A 22,497-nucleotide genomic window follows, 5' to 3' on the forward strand; every position below is an offset into this window, starting at 1 on the left:
GACCCGCCAGGGCACCACTCACGCCCGCAACGCCTCCTCCACCCCCCGAGCCACCCCCGCCGCCCGCTCCCCGCTCAGCGGCGCCCCGTCCGCCCCCGTCACATAGAAGGCGTCCACGGCGTTGGCCCCCAGCGTGGAGACGTGCGCGCTGCGCACCCGCACCCCTGCGGCCTCCAGCGCCCGCCCGATCCGGTGCAGCAGCCCCGGGGCGTCCTGGGCCCGCACCTCGATCACCGTCGCCCGCCGCGACCCCGCCGACGCCACGGTCACCCGGGGCGGCGGCGCCACCGTCCCGCGCCGCCGCGGGTAGGCGGCGTCCCGCTCGGCCAGCCGCGCGGCGATGTCGAGGGACCCGTCGAGGGCCCGCACCAGGTCGGCCCGCAGCCGCGTGGCCTGCGGCAGGGACCCGTACTCGGCGGCGACCCACCACTGCAGCATCAGCGCGGAGCCGGACATCCCCTCGGGCAGCTCCACCGCCCTCAGCTCCGCGGTCCGCACGGTCAGCCGGTGCATGGCGAGCACCCCGGCGACGGCCGGAAGCACCCCGCCCTGCTCGGGCACGGCGACGAGCAACTCCACCCCGAGCGGCTCGGGCTGCTCGGCCCCGGCGACGGGACCCAAAGCCCCGCCGACAGCCTCCGCCCGCAACCCCAGCACCGGCGCCCCCGTCCGCACCGCCTCCACCGCAAGCCGCTCCTGCTCCGCCGAAGCAGGCGCGAGCGCGGGCGCGGACCCGGACCCACCGCCCTCGCCCACACCCTCCGCATACTCGTCGCCCGTGCCCCCGGCCAGCTCCGCCGCCACCCGCTTCACCAGGTCCGCGACCAGCGACCCCCGCCACGACGACCACGCCGCGGGCCCGGTGGCCAGCGCGTCGGCCTCCGTGAGGGCGTGCAGCAGCTCGAGCGTGCCGGTCGAGCCGACGGCGTCGGCGACGGACTTCACGGTGGCGGGGTCGTCGAGGTCGCGCCGCGTCGCGGTCTCGACAAGGAGCAGATGGTGGCGTACGAGACAGGCGAGCACCGCGACGTCACCGCGGTCGAAGCCCACGCGCGCGGCCACGTCCCGGGCGATGATCTCGCCGGCGACGGAGTGGTCGCCGGGCCATCCCTTGCCGATGTCGTGCAGGAGTGCGGCGACGAGGAGCAGGTCGGGGCGGCCGACCCGGCGTGTCAGCTCGGCGGCCCGCACGGCGGTCTCGACGAGGTGCCGGTCGACGGTCCAGGTGTGCACGGCGTTGCGCTGGGGGCGACACCGCACGCGCTCCCAGTCGGGCAGCAGCCGCGTGATGAGGCCCTCGGCCTCCAGTGCCTCCCAGACCTGGACGGTGGGCCGCCCGGCGCCGAGCAGCGTGACGAGCTGCGAGCGTGCCTCGGCGGGCCACGGCGTGGGCAGCGGCCGGACGGCGGCCGCCATCCGGCGCACGGCGTGCAGGGACAGCGGAAGACCGGCCTGCGCGGCGGCAGCGGCGGCCCGCAGCGGCAACACCGGGTCGCGCTCGGGCCGGGCGGCCCGCGCGAGCACGACCTCGCCGTCCTGCTCCACGACGCCCTCGGCCAGCGGCGACCGCTCGGCGGCGGTCACCGCGCCCTTGCCGCCGCCCAGGAGCCCGCGCAGCCGCGGCTTGGCCCGCCGCGCCCGCAGCACGCGCCCTACCTCGCGCCAGGTCACGTCGCCGGCGTACGCGATGGTGCGCGCGGCCTCGTACACCTGCCGCAGCAGGGTGTCGGCGTCGAGCAGGCCGAGTTCGGCGGCGACCTGGTCCTGTTCCTGGAGGGTGAGGCGGTCGGTGGCGCGACCGGTGGTCAGGTGCAGCGCGTCGCGTACGTCGAGCAGGGCGCGGCGGGCCTCGGCGAGGCCCTCGCGGGGCGCGTCCGCGAGCCAGGAGGCGGCGACGGCCCGCAGCGCGGTGGCGTCCCGCAGGCCGCCGCGCGCCTCCTTCAGGTCGGGTTCGAGGAGGTGGCTCAACTCGCCCTGGCGTACGGCCCGTTCCTCGCACAGCTCGCGCAGCTCGGGCAGCCGCTTGGGCGCCTGGTTGCGCCAGTCGGCGAGGACGGAGGTGCGCATCGCGGCGGTGAGCCCCAGATCACCGGCGATGTGCCGCGCGTCGAGCAGGCCGAGCTGGACCTTCAGGTCGTCGGCGGCCGTCTTGCGGGCCTCGCCCGGGGTGCGTACGGAGTGGTCGAGCGCGAGGCCGAGGTCCCAGACGGGGTACCAGATGCGGTCCGCCAGGGAGGCGATCGCGGCGGCGTCCGCGCCGCCGTCGTGGAGCAGCAACAGGTCGAGGTCGCTGCGCGGCGAGAGCTCGCCGCGGCCGTAGCCGCCGACGGCGATCAGCGAGACGCCGCGCAGCTCGCCGGGACTGGTGCCCAGGTCGGCGACGCCCGCTCCGAAGAGGCCGTTCAGCCATCCGTCCGTGAGTTCGGCCAGGGCCGAACGCCGCGGCGGCCCGGACCGCGCCTCCTCTTGGAGGAGGCGCAGCCGGGCCGCCGCGTAGCCACTGGGTCCGGAGTCTCCGGAGTCCTCTGATTCCTTCCGTACTTCCACGCTCGTCACCCAGCGGCTCCTGTTCTCTGTGGGACTACAGCGCGTACGCCACGTACGTCACGCACGCCATGCGCGTCACAGGGCGTCCGGCCCGCGCTCGCCGGTCCGCACCCGGACCGCCGTGTCGACGGGGACACTCCACACCTTGCCGTCACCGATCTTGCCGGTGCGGGCGGCCTTGACCACGACCTCGATGAGCTGTTCGGCGTCCTCGTCCTCGACGAGCACCTCGATGCGGATCTTCGGTACGAGATCGACGGTGTACTCGGCGCCGCGGTAGACCTCGGTGTGGCCGCGCTGGCGGCCGTAGCCGCTGGCCTCGGTGACGGTCAGGCCCTGGACTCCGAAGGCCTGGAGGGCTTCCTTGATCTCGTCGAGCCGGTGCGGCTTGACGACCGCGGTGATGAGCTTCATGCGTCCACCTTCTTGTTCTTCTGCGCCGACTGGACCGGGCCCGGCACCGCGGTCGCGGTGCGCGGTGCGGAGCCGCCGCCCGCGCCGCTGAAGTCGTACGCGGTCTCGGCGTGCTGGACCTGGTCGATGCCGCCGACCTCCTCGTCCTCGTCGACCCGCATCCCGATCGTCTTGTCGATCAGGAAGGCGAGCACGGCGGAGGCGACGAGGGAGTAGCCGAGGACGGCGCCGACACCGGCGGCCTGCTTGCCCAACTGCTCGAGGCCACCACCGTAGAAGAGACCCTTCGCCGTCGACTGCCCGCCACCGGTGGCGAAGAGGCCGACGAGCAGCGATCCGACGACACCGCCGACCAGGTGGACGCCGACGACGTCCAGGGAGTCGTCGTAGCCGAACTTGAACTTCAGGCCGACGGCCAGGGCGCACAGCAGACCGGCGACGGCACCGATGGCGATCGCGCCGAGCGGGGAGCAGGAGCCGCCGGACGGGGTGATGGCGACGAGGCCCGCGACGGCGCCGGAGGCGGCGCCGAGGGTGGTGAACGCGCCGTGCCGGATCTTCTCGTACGCGAGCCAGGCGAGCATCGCGGCGGCCGTGGCGATCTGGGTGTTGAGGAACATCAGCGCGCCGACGCCGTCGTCGTTGCCGAGCCAGGATCCGGCGTTGAACCCGAACCAGCCGAACCACAGCAGTCCGACGCCGAGCATCACCAGGGGCAGGCTGTGCGGGCGCATCGGGTCCTTCTTGAAGCCGACGCGCTTGCCGATGACCAGGATCACGCCGAGTGCCGCGGCGCCGGCGTTGATGTGCACGGCCGTACCGCCGGCGAAGTCGATCACGCCGAGCTCGAAGGCCCAGCCGCCGGTGCCCCACACCCAGTGCGCGACCGGGAAGTACACAATCGTCGCCCAGAGCGCGACGAACAGGGCCCACGCGGTGAACTTCACCCGGTCCGCGAGCGCACCGCTGATCAGCGCGGGCGTGATGATCGCGAACATCAGCTGGAACACGGCGAAGACGTAGACCGGGATGGTGTAGCCGTCCCAGAGCTGGTTGAGGCCGATGCCGCCGAGGCCCACGTAGTCGCTCTCCCAGCCGAAGAGGCTGCCGTGGTCGGTGCCGAAGGCGACGGAGAAGCCGTAGAGCACCCACAGGATGGTCACGATGCCCAGGCTGATGAAGCTCATCATCAGCATGTTCAAGGTGCTCTTGACGCGGACCATGCCTCCGTAGAAGAAGGCGAGACCCGGCGTCATGAGCATCACCAGGGCGGAACAGATCAGCATGAACCCGGTGTTGGCGGCAGACATCTGTGGGGCGTCTGCGGCAACCGTGATGCCTGGGGGCATCGGCGTCTCCTCGTCGTCGGATACGGCCCGTGCGGGCTTCAGCCTCTGCGGTGCGAGGACGGTGGGCCGGTTATGCGGCACGAGATTGGCGCAGCGCGGTTTCGGTCAGTGCCGCTCGATGTTTCGCGGCAGTGACGAAGGGGGCGTGCGTGTTACGCGTGGGTGAACCGCGCGTGGTCCGGGGTGCGCAGGACATACCCTCTCGAATCCCCCGGGCAGTAGACCGGCCGCGGCGGCCATCCGATGACCTGGCGTGGGGGAGCCGAGTCGGGCTGTCGGGATGGGCCGGCCGCGGCCGGAGTGGGTGCGCGGCGTGCCGCTCGGGCGGGCCGCGACAGGCGGGACCTTTAGACGGCCTCCGCGGTTTCCGGCATGTCTACGGCGAGCTGGTCGGTCAGCCGGACCACTTCGGCGACGTCCCCGAAGTCCCGCAGGGCGTTGTCGACGGTCTTGCGCAGCCGGGTGTTGACCCGCTCGGAGCGCACCTTCTTGGCGATGTCCAGGGCCTCGGCCGCGAGCACGGTGCTCTGCTCGGGCTCCTGCTGGAGCAGGTGCACGGTGGCCATGCCGATCAGGTTCAGTGCGTACGAACGCTGGTGCTCGGGGTCCTTGCCGAAGAGCTCGACGGCGCGGCCCATGACGGGCTCGGCCAGCGAGGCGTACGTGGGGCTGCGGCCTGCGACGTACGCCAGGTCGCGGAAGGAGTGGGCGTTCTCGCCGTTCAGCTCCGCCTCGGAGAAGAAGCGGATCCAGTCGGGCTCGGGGTCGTCCCAGTCGTCCGCGTCGGCGAAGGTGTCCTCGGCCATGCGGACGGCCCGTTTGCAGCGGCCGGGCTGGCCCATGCCCGCGTAGGCGCGGGCCTCCATCGCATACAGCATCGACTGGGTGCGGGGGCTGGCGCAGTCACGGCTGCCGTACTGCGCGAGGTGGATCAGCTCCAGGGCGTCGTCGGGGCGGCCGAGGTGGATCATCTGGCGGCTCATGCTGGAGAGCACGTACGAACCGAGGGGCTTCTCGCCCGCCTCTTTGGCGGCGTGCAGGGCCAGCACGAAGTACTTCTGGGCGGTGGGCTGGAGGCCTACGTCGTAGCTCATCCAGCCGGCCAGCTCGGCCAGTTCACCGGCGACCTTGAACAGGCGCTTCGCGGTGGCTTCGGGCTGGGGCTCCTGGAGCAGGTCGGTCACCTCGTGGAGCTGGCCGACGACGGCCTTGCGGCGCAGTCCGCCGCCGCACTGGGCGTCCCACTGGCGGAACATCACCGTCGTGGACTCCAGGAGGTCCAGCTCCGGTTTGGAGAGCCGGCCGGGGCGGCGCGGGACGAGCGGCTCGGGCTCGGGCGCCGCCGGAGCGGAGGGTCCCGGCACGAGCCAGCGCTGCATGGGCTCGATGAGGGAGGGGCCCGCGGAGAGGGCGAGCGAGGTGCCGAGGAAGCCGCGCCGGGCCAGCATCAGGTCGCTGCGGCTGAACTCGCTGATGAGCGCGACCGTTTGCGGGCCGGTCCAGGGCAGATCGACGCCGGAGACGGACGGGGACTGGTGGGCGGCGCGCAGGCCGAGGTCCTCGACGGCGACGACGCAGCCGAAGCGCTCGGAGAACAGCTCGGAGAGGATGCGCGGGATGGGCTCGCGCGGGTTCTCGCCGTCCAGCCAGCGGCGGACGCGCGAGGTGTCGGTGGAGATGTGGTGCGCGCCCAACTGGCGCGCTCTGCGGTTCACTTGGCGTGCCAGCTCGCCCTTCGACCAGCCGCTGCGCACGAACCAGGAGCCAAGCATCTCGTTGGGGCGCTTCTCAGCGTTCACACCGCTTCCGCTACTGCCGCCCACTGGAACGCCCCCATCCCTCAAGCCACTTGTTCGCGGTCCACGTCAAGCCCTAACAGAATGCCGCGTGTTACGGCGCCCCGTCCGGAGAATGTCACCCTTCGAACGGGAAACCGACTTGCCTCCGGCATACCCACGGGTGCGCGTGCCTCCGGGGCATGTACTGAAAGTAATCCTACGATCACCGCTCCGGCGAGGGCGAACACGGAAACGCCACCATTCGCCACCCCTTCGAATGAACTCCCGGCCCGCAGCACGCGATTCACTTGACACAGAGGAACCGCGACCATCCGAAAGTGGGCGGAGAGAAGCACTCAGGGGCGCGGGCCACGGAGTGCACCACCCGCAATGCCTCCGGGCGCCGGCAGCACCTGACGGCGGAAGACGGTGAAAGTCGGCGAGAGTCGGCTTGAGACGTGCACAACGCATCGCAGGGCAGAGAGTCACGATCCGATTCCGTCACGTAACCACCGCACAGGCGACCCGTTGGAGGGGGCATGGGCTTCACGATCGGCGGCATCCGGGGGACCAAAGAGCCCCGGGCCGGTGTCCGGGGAACGAACGAAACAGACGGCACGGACGGCGCGGCGCGGGGAAGCGAAGAGGGCGGGACCAAAGAGGGCGGACGCAAAGTGGGCGCCACAAAGGAACACGGCACCAAAGAAGGCAGCGGCAAAGAGGGCGGGACCGGTCGGAGCGGCGTGACGAAAGAGGCGCGCGCGGCCAGGGAGACGAAGGAGCCCCGCGCGGCCAGGGAGACGAAAGAGCCGAGGGAATCGCGCTCCGCGTCCCGTCGGCGCTGCCGTTCGAGCGCGTCGGACTGCACGGCCGTGGCGGAGTACACGGGCCTGTGGGGCTGGGCCGCGGTGCCCGGCGCGCGCGCCCAGGACGGCCGCTGCTCCTGCGGCCGCGCCGACTGCCCGGCGCCCGGCGCCCACCCGCTGGACTTCGCCCCGGAGGTGCCCGCGGGCGCCACGCTCGACGAAGTGACCGAAGCCTGGGCGCAGTTCCCCGGCGCCGCGGTGATGCTGCCCGTCGGCCGGTCCTTCGACGTGATCGAGGTGGCCGAGACCGCGGGACGCCGCGCGCTGGTGCGGCTCGAACGGATGGGCCTGCCGCTCGGCCCCGTCGCGGCCACGCCCGACGGCCGCACGCACTTCTTCGTGGCCCCCGGCGCCGCCGCCGAACTCCCCCAGCTGCTCTACCGCATGGGCTGGGACGACGCCGCCCTCGACCTGCACGGCCTCGGCCCCGGCGCGCACATCACCGCCCCGCCGTCCGACCGCGGCGGCCTCGGCCCGGTCCGCTGGCTGCGCTCCCCCGACCCGGACTCCGTGACGGGCCCGCCGCACGCGCGCCTCGTGCTCGGCACGCTGGCGTACGTCGCCCACCGGTCACCCGCGTGACGCGCGCCCCGCGCGCGGGGACCGCCTGACGAAGCGCGGTGCGGTGTGACCAAGCGCGGGACCACATGACGAAGTGCCCCGCTCCCGGCTGCACCCGGGGGCGGGGCACTTCTTCGGTGGCCGCACCGGCTCAGTCGCCGATGAGCGCGTCCACGAAGGCTTCCGGCTCGAACGGCGCCAGGTCGTCCGCGCCCTCGCCGAGCCCGACGAGCTTGACCGGCACGCCGAGCTCGCGCTGGACCGCGATCACGATGCCGCCCTTGGCGGTGCCGTCGAGCTTGGTGAGGACGATGCCGGTGATGTCGACGACCTCGGCGAAGACGCGGGCCTGCACCAGGCCGTTCTGGCCGGTCGTGGCGTCCAGGACGAGCAGGACCTCGTCCAGCGGCGCGTGCTTCTCCACGACGCGCTTGACCTTGCCGAGCTCGTCCATCAGGCCGGTCTTGGTGTGCAGCCGGCCCGCGGTGTCGATGAGGACGACGTCGGCGCCCTCGGCGATGCCCTCCTTGACCGTGTCGAAGGCGATCGAAGCCGGGTCGCCGCCCTCGGGCCCGCGGACCGTGCGGGCGCCGACGCGCTCGCCCCAGGTCTGCAGCTGATCGGCGGCGGCGGCGCGGAAGGTGTCGGCGGCGCCGAGGACGACCGAGCGGCCGTCGGCCACCAGGACGCGGGCGAGCTTGCCGGTGGTGGTGGTCTTGCCGGTGCCGTTCACGCCGACGACCATCACGATGCCCGGGGTCTCCAGGCCGGACTCGGTCTTCACGACGCGGTCGAAGTCCGTGCCGAGCAGGTTCAGGAGCTCCTCGCGCAGCAGGGTGCGCAGCTCGTCGGGCGTGCGCGTGCCGAGCACCCGCACCCGCTCGCGCAGCCGCTCGACCAGCTCCTGGGTGGGGGCGACGCCGACGTCGGCGGTGAGGAGCGTGTCCTCGATCTCCTCCCAGGTGTCCTCGTCCAGGTGCTCGCGCGACAGGAGCGTGAGCAGGCCCTTGCCGAGGGCGTTCTGGGAGCGCGAGAGGCGGGCGCGCAGGCGCACCAGGCGGCCCGCGGTGGGCTCGGGGGTCTCGATCTCGGGGGCGAGGGGCGCCGCGGGCGGCTCCTCCGTGACGACGGGCGCGGAGGCCGACGGCTCGGCGACCGGCAGATCGACTTCCTCGATCGTGCGGCGCGCCTCGTCGCGCGGCGTCTCGGCCTCGTCGCCGACGTGCGGCTCGGCGGGCGGGGCGGTGATGGTGGGGGGGACGGAGGGGGCCTTCGCCTCGGGCAGCCGCTTCTTCTTGCGGCTGCCGACGACGAGCCCGCCGATCGCACCGACCACGACCACGGCGATGACTACAGCAAGGATGACGATTTCCATAACCCACCCAGTATCAGTCATGGGCCCTTCGGGCAGCGCCCTTGTGCTTTCCTCCAAAGGACATAGGCCACTAGCCGACATTACTCGGACTAAAGTACGATGGAAGAGGCTGCGTCAACGCGCGTAGAGTCCCCCACAGATTCATCCGTTGGTCACCCAGCCATTCATCAGCTGCTCACCAGCGAACTCCCCCACCGGCCGGCGACGACGTCGACGCAAGCCGAGCGAGAGGCACGGAACCACCCCTCATGAGCACCACCGCCGAAACGGCCGAACACGAAGGCGCCCTGGAGACCCGCGGGTTGGAGCCCGTGCCGGACTCCGAGCGCCACGGCAAGACCAGTGAGCTGTTCCCCACGTGGGTCGCCGCCAACATCAGCGTTCTGCTCCTGACGATGGGCGCGGGCCTGATCGTCTCGAACAGCCTGAACTTCTGGCAGGTCCTGGTCGTCGCCCTCGTCTCCCCCGTGCTGAGCTACGGCCTGGTGGGCCTCGTCTCCATCGCGGGCAAGCGCGGCGGTTCGCCGGGCATGACGCTCTCGCGCGCGGTCTTCGGCCAGCGCGGCAACCTCTTCCCCGGCTCGCTGATCTGGGTCGCCCGCTGGGGCTGGGAGACGATCAACGCGGTCACGGGTGCGTACGCGATCCTCACGGTCCTGGACATCTGCTTCGGCGTGAAGCAGAACACGGCCCTGAAGGTCATCACGCTGCTCGCCTTCGTCGCCGCCACGTTCCTGATCTCGGGCCTCGGCCGCAAGGTCCTGCACGTGTGCAGCCAGTGGTCGACGTACCTCTTCGGCGCGTTCAGCATCCTCGTCCTGGTCTATCTCCTCACCGACACCGACTGGTCCAAGGTCTTCGACCAGCCCGCGGGCTCCACCGCCATGATGATCGCGGGCATCGGCACCATCGCCGCGGGCGGCATCAGCTGGGTGCCCACGGGGCCGGACTTCACCCGCTACCTGCCGCGCAACGCCCCGAGCAAGCCGCTGGTCGGCCACGCCGTCGGCGGCGCCGCCATCGTCGTGGTCCCCATGGTCCTGATGGGCGCCGTCATGGCCGTCTCCACGCCGGGCCTGTCCTCCGCGCAGGACCCGGTCGCCTTCCTCGGCGACCTGCTGCCGACGTGGATCGCGGTGCCGTATCTGATCATGGCCCTGATCGGCATGCTCCTGATCAACTCGATGTCGATGTACTCGGCGGGCTTCACGGCCATGACCCTCGGCATCAAGGTCCCGCGCGCGTGGGCGGTCAGCGTGAACGCGATCATCAGCCTGATCTTCGGCTACCTCCTGATGAACGTGGCCACCAGCTTCATGGGCTCCTTCATCTCCTTCCTCACGCTGCTCGCGGTCGCCTTCTCCGCCTGGATCGGCGTCTTCGGCATCGACATGCTGCGCAGGAAGACGTACGACGGCGAAGCCCTGATGGACACCAAGCGCACGAGTGCGTACTGGTACAAGGCGGGCTTCGCCTGGCAGGCCATGACCTCCTGGGGCGTCGCGCTCCTCGTGGGCCTGCTCTTCACCAAGGTCGACTGGTTCAGCGGCCCGCTCGCCACGTCCTGGATCGGGCGCAACGGCCTCGGCTGGCTCATGACGATCGTGGTCGCGGGCGTGCTGTACGCGGTCCTGCCGCGCGAGCCGCTCCCCGAGACGGCCACGCCGACCGAGCCGGCCACCCCGGCCGAGGCCACCGGGCCCACCGCCGAGGCCAAGCCCGCCCCCGCCAAGGCGTGAGCACTCCAACTCTCCGCCCACCCCTGGCTATCTGACGAAGCGTCAGCTAACGTCCCCCTTCGCCGCATCCGGTGAAGGGGGACGTCTTCATGCCCGTCACAGTCGTACGTTTCAACCTCGTCGATCCCGCGGCCACGCCCGACACCCTCAGCGCGCGCTACCGCGCCGCCCTGGAGATGTCCGCGTACGCCGACGACCGCGGCGTGTCCACGATCCAGACCGAGGAGCACCACGGCGTCGCCAACAACTGGCTGCCGTCGCCGTTCGCCTTCGCGGGCGCGGTGTTCGGGGCGACGCGCAAGATCGCGGTGACCGTCTCGGCGGTCATCGGGCCGCTGCACGAGCCGCTGCGCCTGGCCGAGGACATCGCCGTACTCGACCTGCTGAGCGGCGGCCGGCTCGTCACGGTCGCGGGCATCGGCTACCGGCCCGAGGAGTACGCGGCCTTCGGCGTCGAGTGGACGCGGCGCGGGAAGCTCCAGGACGAGCTCCTGGACACCCTCCTCAAGGCCTGGACCGGCGAGGAGTTCACCCACCGCGGCCGCACCGTGCGCGTCACCCCGCGCCCGCACACGCAGCCGCACCCGCTGCTCCTGGTCGGCGGCTCCTCGAAGGCGGCCGCGCGCCGCGCCGCCCGGTTCGGCCTGCCGTTCTTCCCGAGCGCGCACCTGCCGGAACTGGAGGCGTACTACAACGAGAAGCTCACCGAGTACGGCACCGAGGGCTGGACGATGATGCCCGCCGCCGAGACCCCGCTCCTGCACCTCTCCGAAGACCCCGACCGCACCTGGGCGGAGCACGGCGAGCACTTCCTGCACGAGGCGCGCACCTACGCCTCCTGGCAGTCCAAAGACATCCGCTCGGCGGTGCGCTCGGGGGCCACGACGGTCGCGGAGCTGCGCGCCGAGGGCGTCTACCGCGTCCTGACGCCCGACGCGTGCATGGCCTTCGCGGAGGAAGGGGCCAATCTCGTGCTGCATCCGCTCGTCGGCGGGATGCCGGTCGACGAGGGGTGGCGGAGCATGCATCTGTTCGGCGAAAACGTACTGCCCCGGCTCAAGGACCGATTGCGCGGTCCATGAGCCGGGGCAGCCTTCCTCAAGAGGAGAGGGGCAGCGGGGGGTTTAGCCCATCTCCTCCAGGGTCTTGCCCTTCGTCTCCTTGACGAACTTCATGACGAAGGGGATCGAGAGCGCGGCGAAGGCGCCGTAGATGATGTACGAGCCGGTCAGGCTCCACTCCGACATGCTCGGGAAGGTCTTGGTGATCGCGAAGTTGGCGAGCCACTGCGCGGAGGCCGCCACACCGAGCGCCGCGGCACGGATCTTGTTCGGGAAGATCTCGCCGAGCAGCACCCAGACCACCACGCCCCAGGAGAGCGCGAAGAAGAGCACGAAGGCGTTGGCGGCGATGATCGCGGTCAGGCCCTGGCCCTGCGGCAGCGAGACGTCGTCACCGGAGCCGGTCCGGTAGGAGAACGCCCAGGCCATGGTGAACAGGGCGACGGCCATGCCTGCGGAGCCGATCAGGGCGAGCGGCTTGCGGCCGATCCGGTCGACGAAGATCATCGCGATGACCGTACCGACGATGTTCACGATCGACGTCTCGAAGGAGTACAGGAACGAGCTGCTCGGGTCGTGGCCGATCGACTGCCAGAGCTGGTTCGAGTAGTAGAAGATCACGTTGATGCCGACGAGCTGCTGGAAGATCGACAGGAAGATGCCGATCCAGACGATCGGCAGGAAGCCGAACTTGCCGCCCAGCAGGTCCTTGAACGTCGACGTGTGCTCGCGGCGCATGGCCAGCTCGATCTCGGCGGCGCGCGCGTCCACGTCCACCGTGGTGCCCTCGACCTCGGCGAGCACCCTCTTGGCCTCGGCCTGCCGGCCGACGGAGAGCAGGAAGCGCGGGGACTCGGGGATCGCGAAGGACAACAGGCCGTACAGGACGGCCGGGACGACCATGACGCCGAGCATCCACTGCCAGGCCTCGAGGCCGCCGATCTCACCGCGCTGGTCGCCGTCCGCCATGTTCAGGATGCCCCAGTTGACGAGCTGGGAGACGGCGATGCCGACGACGATGGCGGCCTGCTGGAACGAGGCGAGGCGGCCGCGGTAGGCGGGCGGTGAGACCTCGGCGATGTAGGCCGGGCCGATCACCGAGGCCATGCCGATGCCGATGCCGCCGATGAAGCGCCACATCGTCAGGTCCCACGCGGCGAACGGCAACGAGGAGCCGATGGCGCTGGCCGCGAAGAGGACCGAGGCGATCTGCATGCAGCGGATGCGGCCGATGCGGTCGGCGATGCGACCCGCGATCGCGGCACCGACGGCGCAGCCGAGCAGTGCGGTGGCGATGATCCAGCCCAGCATGTCCGCGTCGACGTCGAACCGGTCCTGGATGGCCACGGTCGCGCCGTTGATCACGGAACTGTCGTAGCCGAAGAGGAATCCGCCCATCGCGGCTGCCGCCGTGATGAAGATGACATGGCCCAGATGGTCCGGGTGGGCGTCCCTGGCCCCTGGCTGCGGCGGCTGCGCTGTGCTGGTCACGTGTACTCCTCGGGCCACCGGCTGCGTTGCCGGGGGTGGGGGTGAGAGCCCTTCAAGTGGCGCACAACTTCACGCCGCCCACCACCTGAAGGTAAAAGCAACGTTGCAGAGACTATTCCTTCAAGTTGCGAAGTCAATAGTTCGTTAACAGTGAATCTGAGCCACACGAGACGACACCCCGTGTTCAAGTTCTGAACACGGGGTGGGTCGTGAGAGTGATCCGGCGAGGGGAACCGGGCGGTGGCTAGCGGAGCCGCTGGCTGATCACCTTCGAGACGCCGTCGCCCTGCATGGACACGCCGTACAGCGCGTCCGCAACCTCCATCGTCCGCTTCTGGTGCGTGATGACGATGAGCTGCGAGGCCTCCTGCAGCTCCTGCATGATCCGGATGAGCCGCTGCAGGTTGGTGTCGTCGAGGGCCGCCTCGACCTCGTCCATCACGTAGAACGGGCTGGGCCGCGCCTTGAAGATCGACACGAGCAGCGCCACGGCCGTCAGCGACCGCTCGCCGCCGGACAGCAGCGAGAGCCGCTTGACCTTCTTGCCGGGCGGCCGGGCCTCGACGTCCACACCCGTGGTGAGCATGTTGTCGGGATCGGTCAGGATCAGCCGTCCCTCGCCGCCCGGGAAGAGTCTGCTGAAGACCCCTTCGAACTGCCGCGCCGTGTCCCGGTACGCCTCGGTGAAGACCTGCTCGACGCGCTCGTCGACCTCCTTCACCACCTGGAGGAGGTCGGCCCGCGTCTTCTTCAGGTCCTCCAGCTGCTCGCTGAGGAACTTGTGACGTTCCTCCAGGGCGGCGAACTCCTCAAGGGCGAGCGGATTGACTTTCCCGAGCTGCTGGTACGCCCGTTCGGCTGACTTGAGGCGCTTCTCCTGCTCGGCGCGGACGTAGGGCACGGGCTTGTTGCGCGGGTGCTCCGGGTCCTCGGGCAGCTCCTCGCCCTCGGCCGCGGGCGAGGGCGGCACGAGCTGGTCGGGCCCGTACTCGGAGACGAGCCCCGCGGGTTCCACACCGAGCTCCTCAAGCGCCTTGGTCTCCAGCTGCTCGATCCGCAGCCGCTTCTCCGCGCCGAGCACCTCGCCCCGGTGCACCGAATCCGTCAGCTTGTCCAGCTCGGCCTTGAGGTCGCGCCCCTGGTTCCGCTCGGCGACAAGATCCCGCTCCCGCACCTCCTTGGCGCGCTCGGCCGCCGTCCGCTCGTGGTCCGCGCGTACGAGGGAGACCTCGACGTGGGTGAGCAGCTGCCGCGCCCCGGAGGCCACGGCCTCGGCGACGGCGGCTTCATGGCGCAGCCGGGCCCTGCGCTGTTCGGCACGCGCGCGTGCCTCGCGTTCGGCGCGGGCGGCGCGGTCGAGGGAGTCGGCGCGCCCGGCGAGCCCCTTCACCCGCTCCTCGTGCGTACGCACCTGGAGCCGGGCCTCCATCTCGGTCTGGCGGGCGTTGGCTCCGTCGGCGGCGAGCCGGTCGCGCACGCCGGTGTCGGGCTCCTCCTCGGCCGGCGCCTCCTCGGCGACGGTGAGCCGCTCGGCCAGCTCCTCGACCTCCAACTGGGCGTTCTCCAGGGCGTCCTGGGCCTTGGCGGCAGCGGCGGCCGACCGCTCGGCCTCACCGGCGGCGCCACGGGCCTGCCCCGCGAGCGAGCCGAGCCGCTGCGCGACGGACGACTTCTCCCGGTCGGCGGCGCGCCGCCGCTCCCCCAGCTCCTCGACGAGCGCGGCGCACTCCTTGCGGCGCTCCCCGGCCCGCTCCTGCGCGGTCGCCAACTCCTCGCAGCGCACACCGAGTTCGGCCAGCTCGGCCGCCGCCTCGTCGACGGATGCCTGCGCTTCCAGGAGGCTCGGCGCACCGGCGGACCCGCCCTGCGCGAAGTGCGCCCCGAGCACATCGCCCTCGGCGGTCACGGCCGTCAGCTCCGGGTGCGCGTACACCAGGTCCTCGGCGTCCTCCAGCGTCCCGACCACGACGACGTCGCGCAGCAGCCGCCGCACGGCGGGCATCAACTCGGCGGGGCCACGCACCAGTTCGGCGGCACGCGGAGGGCCGTCGCCACGCGAGTCCGGTGGTACGTCGCCGAAGGCCCTGTCCGCCGAACCGGCACCGGACGGCCCGCGCACCGCACCCGCACCAGAAGCACCCTCGCCGTCCACGCGGCCACCGGAACCATCGTTCCCCGCACGCGCGACAGCACCCCCGGCCGCGGCACCCCCGACCCCGTCGGGCGCCCCCGCCAGCAACAGCGCGGCCCGCCCCGCGTCCTGCTTGCGCAGCAGGCGGATCGCTTCTGCTGCCGATGCGGGCGTCGTCACGGCGATGGCGTCGGCCGCAGCGCCGAACGCGGCGGCCACCGGCACCTCGAAGCCCGGTGCCACGGAGAGGAGTTCGGCGGCGGGGCCGAGCAGTCCGGTGAGCCGGTCCTTGGCGGCGAGCAGCGCGCCCGAGCCGTCCTTGCGGCGCAGTCCGAGGGCGAGGGCGTCGTGCCGGGCGGCGACGGCGGCCCGCTTCCGCTCGGCCGCGGTGGCCGCCTCACGGGCGGCGGTCAGCTCGGCCTCGGCGTCCGTGAGGGCCCGGCGGGCCTCCTCGTGCCGCTCCCCCAGCTCCGCGTCGCCCGCGTCGAGGCCGTCGACCTCCGCCTTGAGCTGTTCGTACTCCTCCTGCGCGGTGACCGCGCGCTCCCGCGCCTCGTCGCGGGCGACGGCGAGCCGGTCGATCTCGGCCTGCGCGGAGGCGGCCCGTGAGCGGGCCGCGTTGACCTGTCCGCCGAGCCGCGCGAGGCCTTCGCGCCGGTCGGCGATGGCCCGTGCCACGTCCTTCAGGCGCCGCTCCTCTGCGGCCAGTTCGCGCTCCAGGTCGGCGCGGTGGGAGACGGTGTCGTCGAGGGCGTGCTGCGCGGCTTCGAGGGCGGCTTCGAGCTCGGCCTCCTGCTCGCGGATGCGCGCGGCCTCCCGCTCCATGTCCTCGGGTTCCCGCCCGCGCCGCTCCTCGGCGGGCGCCGAGCTCGCGCTCTTCACCCGGGCGTCGGCGAGCGAGATCGTGCCGCGCACCCGCTCGGCGAGCTGCGACAGCTCGTACCAGGTCTGCTGGGCCCGCTGGAGGCGCGGGCTGAGCCGCCGGACCTCGTCCTCCAGGACGGCCTCGCGCTGGAGCGCGGTCTTCAGCTCGGCCTCTGCGGCGTCCTTGCGCGACTTGAGGGCGGCCTCGTCGGCGACCTCCGCGTTCAGGGCTTGACGCATCGTGACGAGATCGTCGGCGAGCAGCCTGAGGCGGGTGTCGCGCAGATCGGCCTGGATGACGGCGGCGCGGCGGGCGACGGCGGCCTGCCGCCCTAGGGGCTTGAGTTGGCGCCGCAGTTCGTCCGTCAGATCCTGTACGCGCGCGAGGTTGGCCTGCATCGCGTCGAGCTTCCGCAGCGCCTTCTCCTTGCGCTTGCGGTGCTTGAGGACGCCCGCGGCCTCCTCGATGAAGGCGCGGCGGCCCATGGGGTCGGCGTGCAGGACCGAGTCGAGCTGGCCCTGGCCGACGATGACGTGCATCTCACGGCCGATACCGGAGTCGGAGAGCAATTCCTGGATGTCGAGGAGGCGACACGTATCACCATTGATCTGGTATTCGCTGCCGCCGTTGCGGAACATGATCCGCGTGATGGTGACCTCGGCGTACTCGATCGGCAGGGCGCCGTCGGAATTGTCGATGGTGAGGGAGACCTCGGCGCGGCCGAGCGGTGGCCGGCCGGTCGTCCCGGCGAAGATGACGTCCTCCATCTTGCCGCCGCGAAGGGATTTGGCGCCCTGTTCGCCCATGACCCAGCTCAGCGCGTCCACGACGTTGGACTTGCCGGAGCCGTTCGGTCCGACGACGCAGGTGATGCCCGGCTCGAACTTCAGCGTCGTGGCCGACGCGAAGGATTTGAAACCACGCAGTGTCAGGGCCTTGAGGTGCACGCCGCGTGACTCTACCTTTCGCCGAGAGTTCACCGAGGAAGGTGCGAGCAGTTTCACGGAGGAAGGTGCAGGGCACATCAGACGTAAGGCCCGCACGGGCACGGGGAGCGGCAATGAAAGAAGGGACGCCGAAGCGTCCCTTGCGGATCTCTCAGATCTATTCGATCAAGCAGATCTCTCTGTTCGGCGGCTAGTCACGGACAGGCCTGCCCACGCGGGGCAGGGAGGTCCGCAGCCGGGCTCGGGGGTGGCGTTGGGTCAGGTGAGCGCAGGCTCCGCCTGGGGTACGTCGATGCTCTCGAGGAGCGCGTCGTGAGAAGCGGCGACCGCCAGCGCGTCGTTCTCGGCCTGGATCCTGACGAGCTCGGATTCCAGGTCCTGGACGCGCTGCTGGAGCCGTCGCATCTCGGCGAGGAGTCGCGGGTCGCTGCCGCCGACGTAACCGAGAAGCGCCTTTGCCATGATGGATGGTCCTCCACACTGAGTGACCGACCGAATCGGTGTGGGTCGTGAGGGAATCGCACCCGCGGTGCTTGGCACTCTTCTGTTCTTGCTGGGTGTTACTTGGCCGTTCTCACATGCCAAACAGCTAAGGTGCGCGGGGCTTCCAGAGTCTCACCAAAAAGTTTGACGGTCAACACGATCACGCCCCGTATTGACGGGCAACCCGGGGGCACGCGGCGGTGAAACCTGCGGCGCTGCCTCGGCGGCGGGGCCCTGGGGGCGTCTGGATCAACGTTACCCGCGGAGCCTGCCACGGCAAGTGCTTCTTGGCAACCACCAGGCCTTTCCCGCCCCAGGCGGGTGCTGCGGCCCCACCCCCCGGGGGTCCGCGGAGCGGCGGTCGATCAGCGAATCGCGAACGACTCGTAGCCCCCGCGCGGCGTGTCCCAGATCTCAGTCACACCGTCGACCCGGCCGGGTGTGTCGCCCTCCCGCAGCCAGTCGAGGAGCTGTCCACAGCTCGCGCGTGAACCCTCGGCGACGACTTGGACGCGGCCGTCGTCGAGATTGAGAGCAAAACCACTCACCTCTCCGATCTCCAGCGCCTTGGCCCGCGTGAACCAGCGGAAACCCACTCCCTGTACACGGCCGCGCACCCAGGCGGTGAGCCGGACTTCTTCGTTCATAAGGTGCACGCTAACCGGCCAATTGCTCTGGGAGCACTTCGCCCCCTTGCGCCATCGCGTACAGTCGCGACTCGACGAGCCTCACCCGTATGGGTGAGTCACGCTGACCGTCAGGACGACGCCGGGGCCGAACACCGGGCGTCTGGACGAAAGGCCAGAAGATGGGACGCCACCGACGCTCAGCCGCCGGCCGCGCCGATCATTCCCCGGTTACGCCTGATACCCCCGTTTCCCCTGCTTCCCCCGCGTCGGACACGTATTCCGGTGCGTATGACGCGTATTCGGGTTCGTATTCCGACGCGTCTCCCGACGCGTTTCCCGGCGCCTCTCCGGATGCGTACGAGGGGTACGACGGGTACGCTCCCGCGGCTTATCCCGAGCCCCGCCGGCGCGTGACGTCGCACCGGCGCAGGCGTCGGGCCTCCACGCCCGTGCGCACCGGACTGCTCGGGGTGTCCGCGGCGGTCGCGATGGGCGCCGTCGCGGTGGCCTCGGGCCTGGTGCCCGGCGGTGACAACTACACGCTGGGCGGTGGCGAGGGCCCGGGTGCCGTCCGCTCGGCCGGCTCCCCGTCCGGGCTCGACGCGCAGGGCGGCGACGACGGCGACGCCGATCGCGGCCAGTCGACGCCGAGCCGCGGCACCGGCCGCACCGACGCCCCGGCTCCGACGCCGTCAAAGTCCAGCGGCAAGCCCTCGTCGAAGCCGTCCCAGAAGCCCTCGTCCACGCCGTCGAAGCCGCAGTCCGACTCCGGTGACAAAGCCGGCAAGGACGAGCGCGACGGGAACGCGGGGAACTCCCGGGGCGCCGACAGGGGTGACAAGGGCGCGGACGAGAAGAAGCCGACGCCCACCCCGAGTCGTACGGCGACCGAGAAGCCGAAGCCGACGCCCCCCGCCGAGCAGCAGCCCGCGTCCGGCGAGAACGCGGCCGAGGCCGAGGTGCTCACGCTGGTCAACCAGGAGCGGGCCTTGGCGGGCTGCCGTCCGGTCCGCGCCGACCCCGGCCTCGCGGCGCTGGCCGGCGACTTCAGCGACGACATGGCCAAGCGCGGCTTCTTCGCGCACACCGACCCGGACGGCGCGACCCCGTGGGACCGCGCCGAGAAGGTCGGCATCGCGGACCTGGGCGGTGAGAACATCGCCCGCGGCCAGGCCAACGCCCAGTCCGTCATGGACGCCTGGATGAACAGCCCCGGCCACCGCGCGAACATCCTCAACTGCGACTACCAGACACTGGGCGTCGGCGCGCACTTCGCGCCGGGCGGCCCGTGGTGGACGCAGGACTTCGGGTTCTGAGCCCTCTCCGGCAGGAGAGCCCTCTCCGTGCAGGTGAGCCTTCTCCGTGCAGGAGATCAGGCGGCGACGGCGGCCCGGCCCGCGGTCACGATCCGCGCCGTCTCGGTGACGCGGCGGCCGAGGTGTTCGGCCGTGGCGATGTCCGCCTTGTGCACGGCTTCCGCACCCTCGTCGGAGTTGGTCTGGGCGGCGGCGCCGGAGAAGAAGCCGAGGCGGTTGAGGTCGTTCTCGGAGCCCTCGGTGGAGTTCCAGCCGGGGAGCAGTCCCAGGTTGACCCAGTGCATGCCCTGCTGGGCGGCGAGCGTCTGGAAGTACTGCAGGGTGTGCAGCTTGTCGCCGCTCTTGGACGCGGAGTTGGTGAAGCCCGCGGCGATCTTGTCCTGCCAGGCGCGGGTGAACCAGCGCTTCGAGGAGGCCTCCGCGAAGACGTGGAAGGCGCCCGAGGCGGTGCCCATGTAGGTGGGCGAGCCGAAGACGATGGCGTCCGCCGCGTCCAGCAGCTCCCACTGCTCCTCGGTGATCTCGTCGACCTTGATCAGGTGAGCGGTGGCACCGGCCTCCTCGGCGCCGGCACGGACGGCCTCGGCGACGACGGCGGTGTGGCCGAATCCGGAGTGGTAGGCGATCGCGACGACAGGGCTGGTCATGGGGGTACTCCTCGACAGGAAGGCGTGTTCGGGGTGACACACGAAAGGAAAGCACTAACTTCTAGTTAGCGCAATCCTTGGGTTAGCGCTGCGGGAGAGTACGCTGTCCGTATGGACACCACCGCGCGCGCCGAGGACACGACGGACAGGGACCTGGCGTACAACGTGTTCGCCCGCAGTTGCCCGTCGCGGTCCACGCTGGAGCACGTCACCGGACGCTGGGGGGCGCTCACGCTCGGGGCGCTGCACGACAGCACGTTCCGGTTCAACGAACTGCGCCGCCGGGTCGACGGCGTGAGCGAGAAGATGCTGTCGCAGACACTGCACGCGCTGGAGCGCGACGGCCTGGTGCACCGTGACGCGCGGCCGACCAATCCGCCGCGCGTGGACTACCGGCTGACCCCGCTGGGCGAGCAGATCGCCGGGCACCTGCTGGCCCTCATCCACTTCGTGGAGGGCAGTCAGGACGAGGTGATCGAGGCGCAGCGGCGCTACGATGACCTCGGCGGGCGCTGACAGCGCGGGCAGAAGTAGCTGGAGCGGTTCATCCAGGGGCGCCGCCGGATCGGTGTGCCGCAGCGCCGGCAGGGCTCGTCCTCGCGCCCGTAGGCGTCCAGGGACCGGTCGAAGTAGCCCGACTCCCCGTTCACGTTGACGTAGAGGCTGTCGAAGCTGGTGCCGCCGACGGAGAGGGCCGCGTTCATCACGTCCCGTACGTGGCCGAGGAGTTCGGTGCTGCGGGGGCGCGTGAAGGTGGCCGTGGGGCGCTCGTAGTGCAGCCGCGCGCGCCACAGTGCCTCGTCGGCGTAGATGTTGCCGACGCCGCTGATCAGGGACTGGTTGAGCAGCGCGCGCTTGATGGTGGTGCGGCTGCGGCGCAGGGCCTGGTGGAAGGCCTCGTCGTCGAAGAGCGGGTCGAGCGGGTCGCGGGCGATGTGCGCGATCACGTCGGGCAGTCCGTCCGGGGTGTTCTCGTGCAGTGAGAGCCCGCCGAAGGTGCGCTGGTCGACGAAGCGCAGCTCGGTGCCGGGCGCGGCGTCGTCCGGCGCGTCCTCGAAGCGCACCCGGATCCTCAAGTGCTTCTCGTCCGGGGCCTGTTGAGTCTTGACCAGGAGCTGGCCGCTCATGCCCAGGTGGGCCAGGACGGAGGTGCCGGTGTCCGCCACGGGGATCCACAGGTACTTGCCGCGGCGCATGGGCGCGCCGAAGGCGTGGCCCTTGAGGCGGTGCGCGAAGTCCTCGGCGCCCGCGAGATGCCGCCGGATCGCGCGCGGGTGCATGACCTCCACGTCGGCCACCGTCCGGTGGGCCACCCAGCGGTCGAGTCCCCGCCGCACCACTTCGACCTCGGGCAGCTCGGGCATGTCTCCTCCGGAGGGGGTACGCAGAGCGCCCGCCGCGGTCGGCGAACCGACCACGGCGGGCGTACAGCAATCGTGCCGTCAGGCAGAAGCGACATCCGGTGCGGAGGCCGACGGTGCCTCGGCGGCGCCCTCTTCCTCAGCGGCCGTTTTCTCGGCGGCCGTGGCCGCCTCCCGCGCGTCCGCCGCGGAGCGGATGGCACGCCAAGCGGACTCGGCGGCCTGCTGCTCCGCTTCCTTCTTGCTGCGGCCGGTGCCGGTGCCGTACGAGACGCCTCCGACGCGGGCGGCAGCAGTAAAGGTCTTCTCGTGGTCCGGGCCGCTCTCCGTGACGAGGTACTCGGGCACGCCGAGGTTCTCCGTCGCGGTGAGCTCCTGGAGACTGGTCTTCCAGTCCAGACCCGCGCCGAGGTTCGAGGACTTCTCGATGAGCGGGTCGAAGAGCCGGTGCACCAGCTCGCTCGCCGCTTCCAGACCCCGGTCCAGATAGACCGCGCCGATCACCGCTTCCAGGGTGTCGGCGAGGATGGACGCCTTGTCCCGGCCGCCCGTGCCCTCTTCGCCCCGGCCGAGCCGGATGAAGGAGCCGAGGTCGAGCCCGCGGCCCACCTCCGCAAGCGCACGCGAATTGACCACCGCGGCCCGCAGCTTGGCCAGTTGGCCTTCGGGCAGGTCGGGGTGGGTGGTGTACAGCGTGTCCGTGACCACGAGGCCGAGCACGGAGTCCCCGAGGAACTCCAGCCGCTCGTTCGTGGGCAGACCGCCGTTCTCGTACGCGTACGAACGGTGGGTCAGCGCACGCACCAGAAGGGCGGACTCGAGCTGATACCCGAGCCGCCCTTCCAGAAGCGTGTGGGACGAGGCCGCGTTGTTGCTGTCTGCCATCTTGGCGTCTTCCGCCTTCTTTGGGCTAGACACAGCGCCTCTCACCAGCCGC

At 71.3% G+C, this 22,497-nt stretch carries 17 protein-coding genes; 5 read left to right on the forward strand and 12 right to left on the reverse strand.

Translation table 11 applies throughout. The features are described from left to right. Nucleotides 1–18: 18 nt before the first annotated feature. The 4 genes from IEY91_RS35365 to nsdA form a co-directional block, all read right to left on the reverse strand. Nucleotides 19–2,556, reverse strand: a complete 2,538-nt coding sequence (locus IEY91_RS35365) for a [protein-PII] uridylyltransferase (protein WP_189177098.1) — start codon at nt 2,554–2,556, stop codon at nt 19–21. Nucleotides 2,557–2,622: 66 nt separating this feature from the next. Then, a complete protein-coding gene (locus IEY91_RS35370) occupies nt 2,623–2,961 on the reverse strand; it encodes a P-II family nitrogen regulator (protein WP_006127894.1) in 339 nt (112 codons plus the stop codon). Then, on the reverse strand, nt 2,958–4,310 hold the full coding sequence (locus IEY91_RS35375) for an ammonium transporter (protein WP_164320109.1): 1,353 nt from the start codon (nt 4,308–4,310) through the stop codon (nt 2,958–2,960). The genes IEY91_RS35370 and IEY91_RS35375 overlap by 4 nt, the downstream gene beginning before the upstream one ends. Before the next feature lie 347 nt (nt 4,311–4,657). Continuing rightward, entirely contained in the window at nt 4,658–6,133 is a 1,476-nt protein-coding gene (gene nsdA, locus IEY91_RS35380; protein WP_164320111.1) for a transcriptional repressor NsdA, read from the reverse strand. Between the two features lie 698 nt (nt 6,134–6,831). On the opposite strand from nsdA, the gene IEY91_RS35385 reads away from it, so the two are divergent. After that, nucleotides 6,832–7,536, forward strand: a complete 705-nt coding sequence (locus IEY91_RS35385) for a bifunctional DNA primase/polymerase (protein ID WP_189177099.1) — start codon at nt 6,832–6,834, stop codon at nt 7,534–7,536. A gap of 130 nt (nt 7,537–7,666) precedes the next feature. Here IEY91_RS35385 and ftsY read toward each other — a convergent pair whose 3' ends face one another. Further along, the gene (gene ftsY / locus IEY91_RS35390) at nt 7,667–8,890 is read right to left on the reverse strand and encodes a signal recognition particle-docking protein FtsY (protein WP_164320115.1); all 1,224 of its coding nucleotides are present in this window, start codon (nt 8,888–8,890) and stop codon (nt 7,667–7,669) included. Nucleotides 8,891–9,138: 248 nt separating this feature from the next. Here ftsY and IEY91_RS35395 point away from each other — a divergent pair, with 248 nt between their 5' ends. Continuing rightward, nucleotides 9,139–10,629 (forward strand): purine-cytosine permease family protein, encoded by a 1,491-nt coding sequence (locus IEY91_RS35395; protein ID WP_189177100.1) that lies wholly within the window; start codon nt 9,139–9,141, stop codon nt 10,627–10,629. Nucleotides 10,630–10,718: 89 nt separating this feature from the next. Further along, on the forward strand, nt 10,719–11,711 hold the full coding sequence (locus IEY91_RS35400) for an LLM class flavin-dependent oxidoreductase (protein WP_189177101.1): 993 nt from the start codon (nt 10,719–10,721) through the stop codon (nt 11,709–11,711). Nucleotides 11,712–11,753: 42 nt separating this feature from the next. On the opposite strand, the gene IEY91_RS35405 is transcribed toward IEY91_RS35400, so the two are convergent. The 4 genes from IEY91_RS35405 to IEY91_RS35420 all read right to left on the reverse strand — a co-directional run bounded on the left by IEY91_RS35405 (nt 11,754) and on the right by IEY91_RS35420 (nt 18,254). After that, on the reverse strand, nt 11,754–13,181 hold the full coding sequence (locus tag IEY91_RS35405) for a sugar porter family MFS transporter (protein ID WP_164320122.1): 1,428 nt from the start codon (nt 13,179–13,181) through the stop codon (nt 11,754–11,756). Between the two features lie 244 nt (nt 13,182–13,425). Further along, nucleotides 13,426–17,124 (reverse strand): SMC hinge domain-related protein, encoded by a 3,699-nt coding sequence (locus tag IEY91_RS35410; RefSeq protein ID WP_189177102.1) that lies wholly within the window; start codon nt 17,122–17,124, stop codon nt 13,426–13,428. Nucleotides 17,125–17,382: 258 nt separating this feature from the next. Beyond that, nucleotides 17,383–17,586, reverse strand: a complete 204-nt coding sequence (locus tag IEY91_RS35415) for a hypothetical protein (RefSeq protein ID WP_164320126.1) — start codon at nt 17,584–17,586, stop codon at nt 17,383–17,385. A gap of 386 nt (nt 17,587–17,972) precedes the next feature. After that, on the reverse strand, nt 17,973–18,254 hold the full coding sequence (locus IEY91_RS35420) for an acylphosphatase (protein WP_164320128.1): 282 nt from the start codon (nt 18,252–18,254) through the stop codon (nt 17,973–17,975). Between the two features lie 431 nt (nt 18,255–18,685). Between IEY91_RS35420 and IEY91_RS35425 the strand changes: the two genes are divergently transcribed. Continuing rightward, entirely contained in the window at nt 18,686–19,552 is an 867-nt protein-coding gene (locus IEY91_RS35425; protein ID WP_306309943.1) for a CAP domain-containing protein, read from the forward strand. 56 nt (nt 19,553–19,608) lie between these two features. Here the strand turns inward: IEY91_RS35425 and IEY91_RS35430 are convergent, their stop codons facing one another. Then, on the reverse strand, nt 19,609–20,199 hold the full coding sequence (locus IEY91_RS35430) for a flavodoxin family protein (protein WP_164320132.1): 591 nt from the start codon (nt 20,197–20,199) through the stop codon (nt 19,609–19,611). Nucleotides 20,200–20,310: 111 nt separating this feature from the next. Between IEY91_RS35430 and IEY91_RS35435 the strand changes: the two genes are divergently transcribed. Then, entirely contained in the window at nt 20,311–20,715 is a 405-nt protein-coding gene (locus IEY91_RS35435; RefSeq protein ID WP_189177104.1) for a winged helix-turn-helix transcriptional regulator, read from the forward strand. Here the strand turns inward: IEY91_RS35435 and mutM are convergent. Both mutM and rnc read right to left on the reverse strand, forming a co-directional pair. Beyond that, nucleotides 20,691–21,563 (reverse strand): bifunctional DNA-formamidopyrimidine glycosylase/DNA-(apurinic or apyrimidinic site) lyase, encoded by an 873-nt coding sequence (mutM, locus tag IEY91_RS35440; RefSeq protein WP_189177105.1) that lies wholly within the window; start codon nt 21,561–21,563, stop codon nt 20,691–20,693. The genes IEY91_RS35435 and mutM overlap by 25 nt on opposite strands. A 78-nt stretch (nt 21,564–21,641) precedes the next feature. After that, on the reverse strand, nt 21,642–22,490 hold the full coding sequence (gene rnc, locus IEY91_RS35445; protein WP_189177106.1) for a ribonuclease III: 849 nt from the start codon (nt 22,488–22,490) through the stop codon (nt 21,642–21,644). Nucleotides 22,491–22,497 lie beyond the last annotated feature (7 nt).

The organism is Streptomyces lasiicapitis (assembly GCF_014646335.1).
Lineage (GTDB): Bacteria > Actinomycetota > Actinomycetes > Streptomycetales > Streptomycetaceae > Streptomyces > Streptomyces lasiicapitis.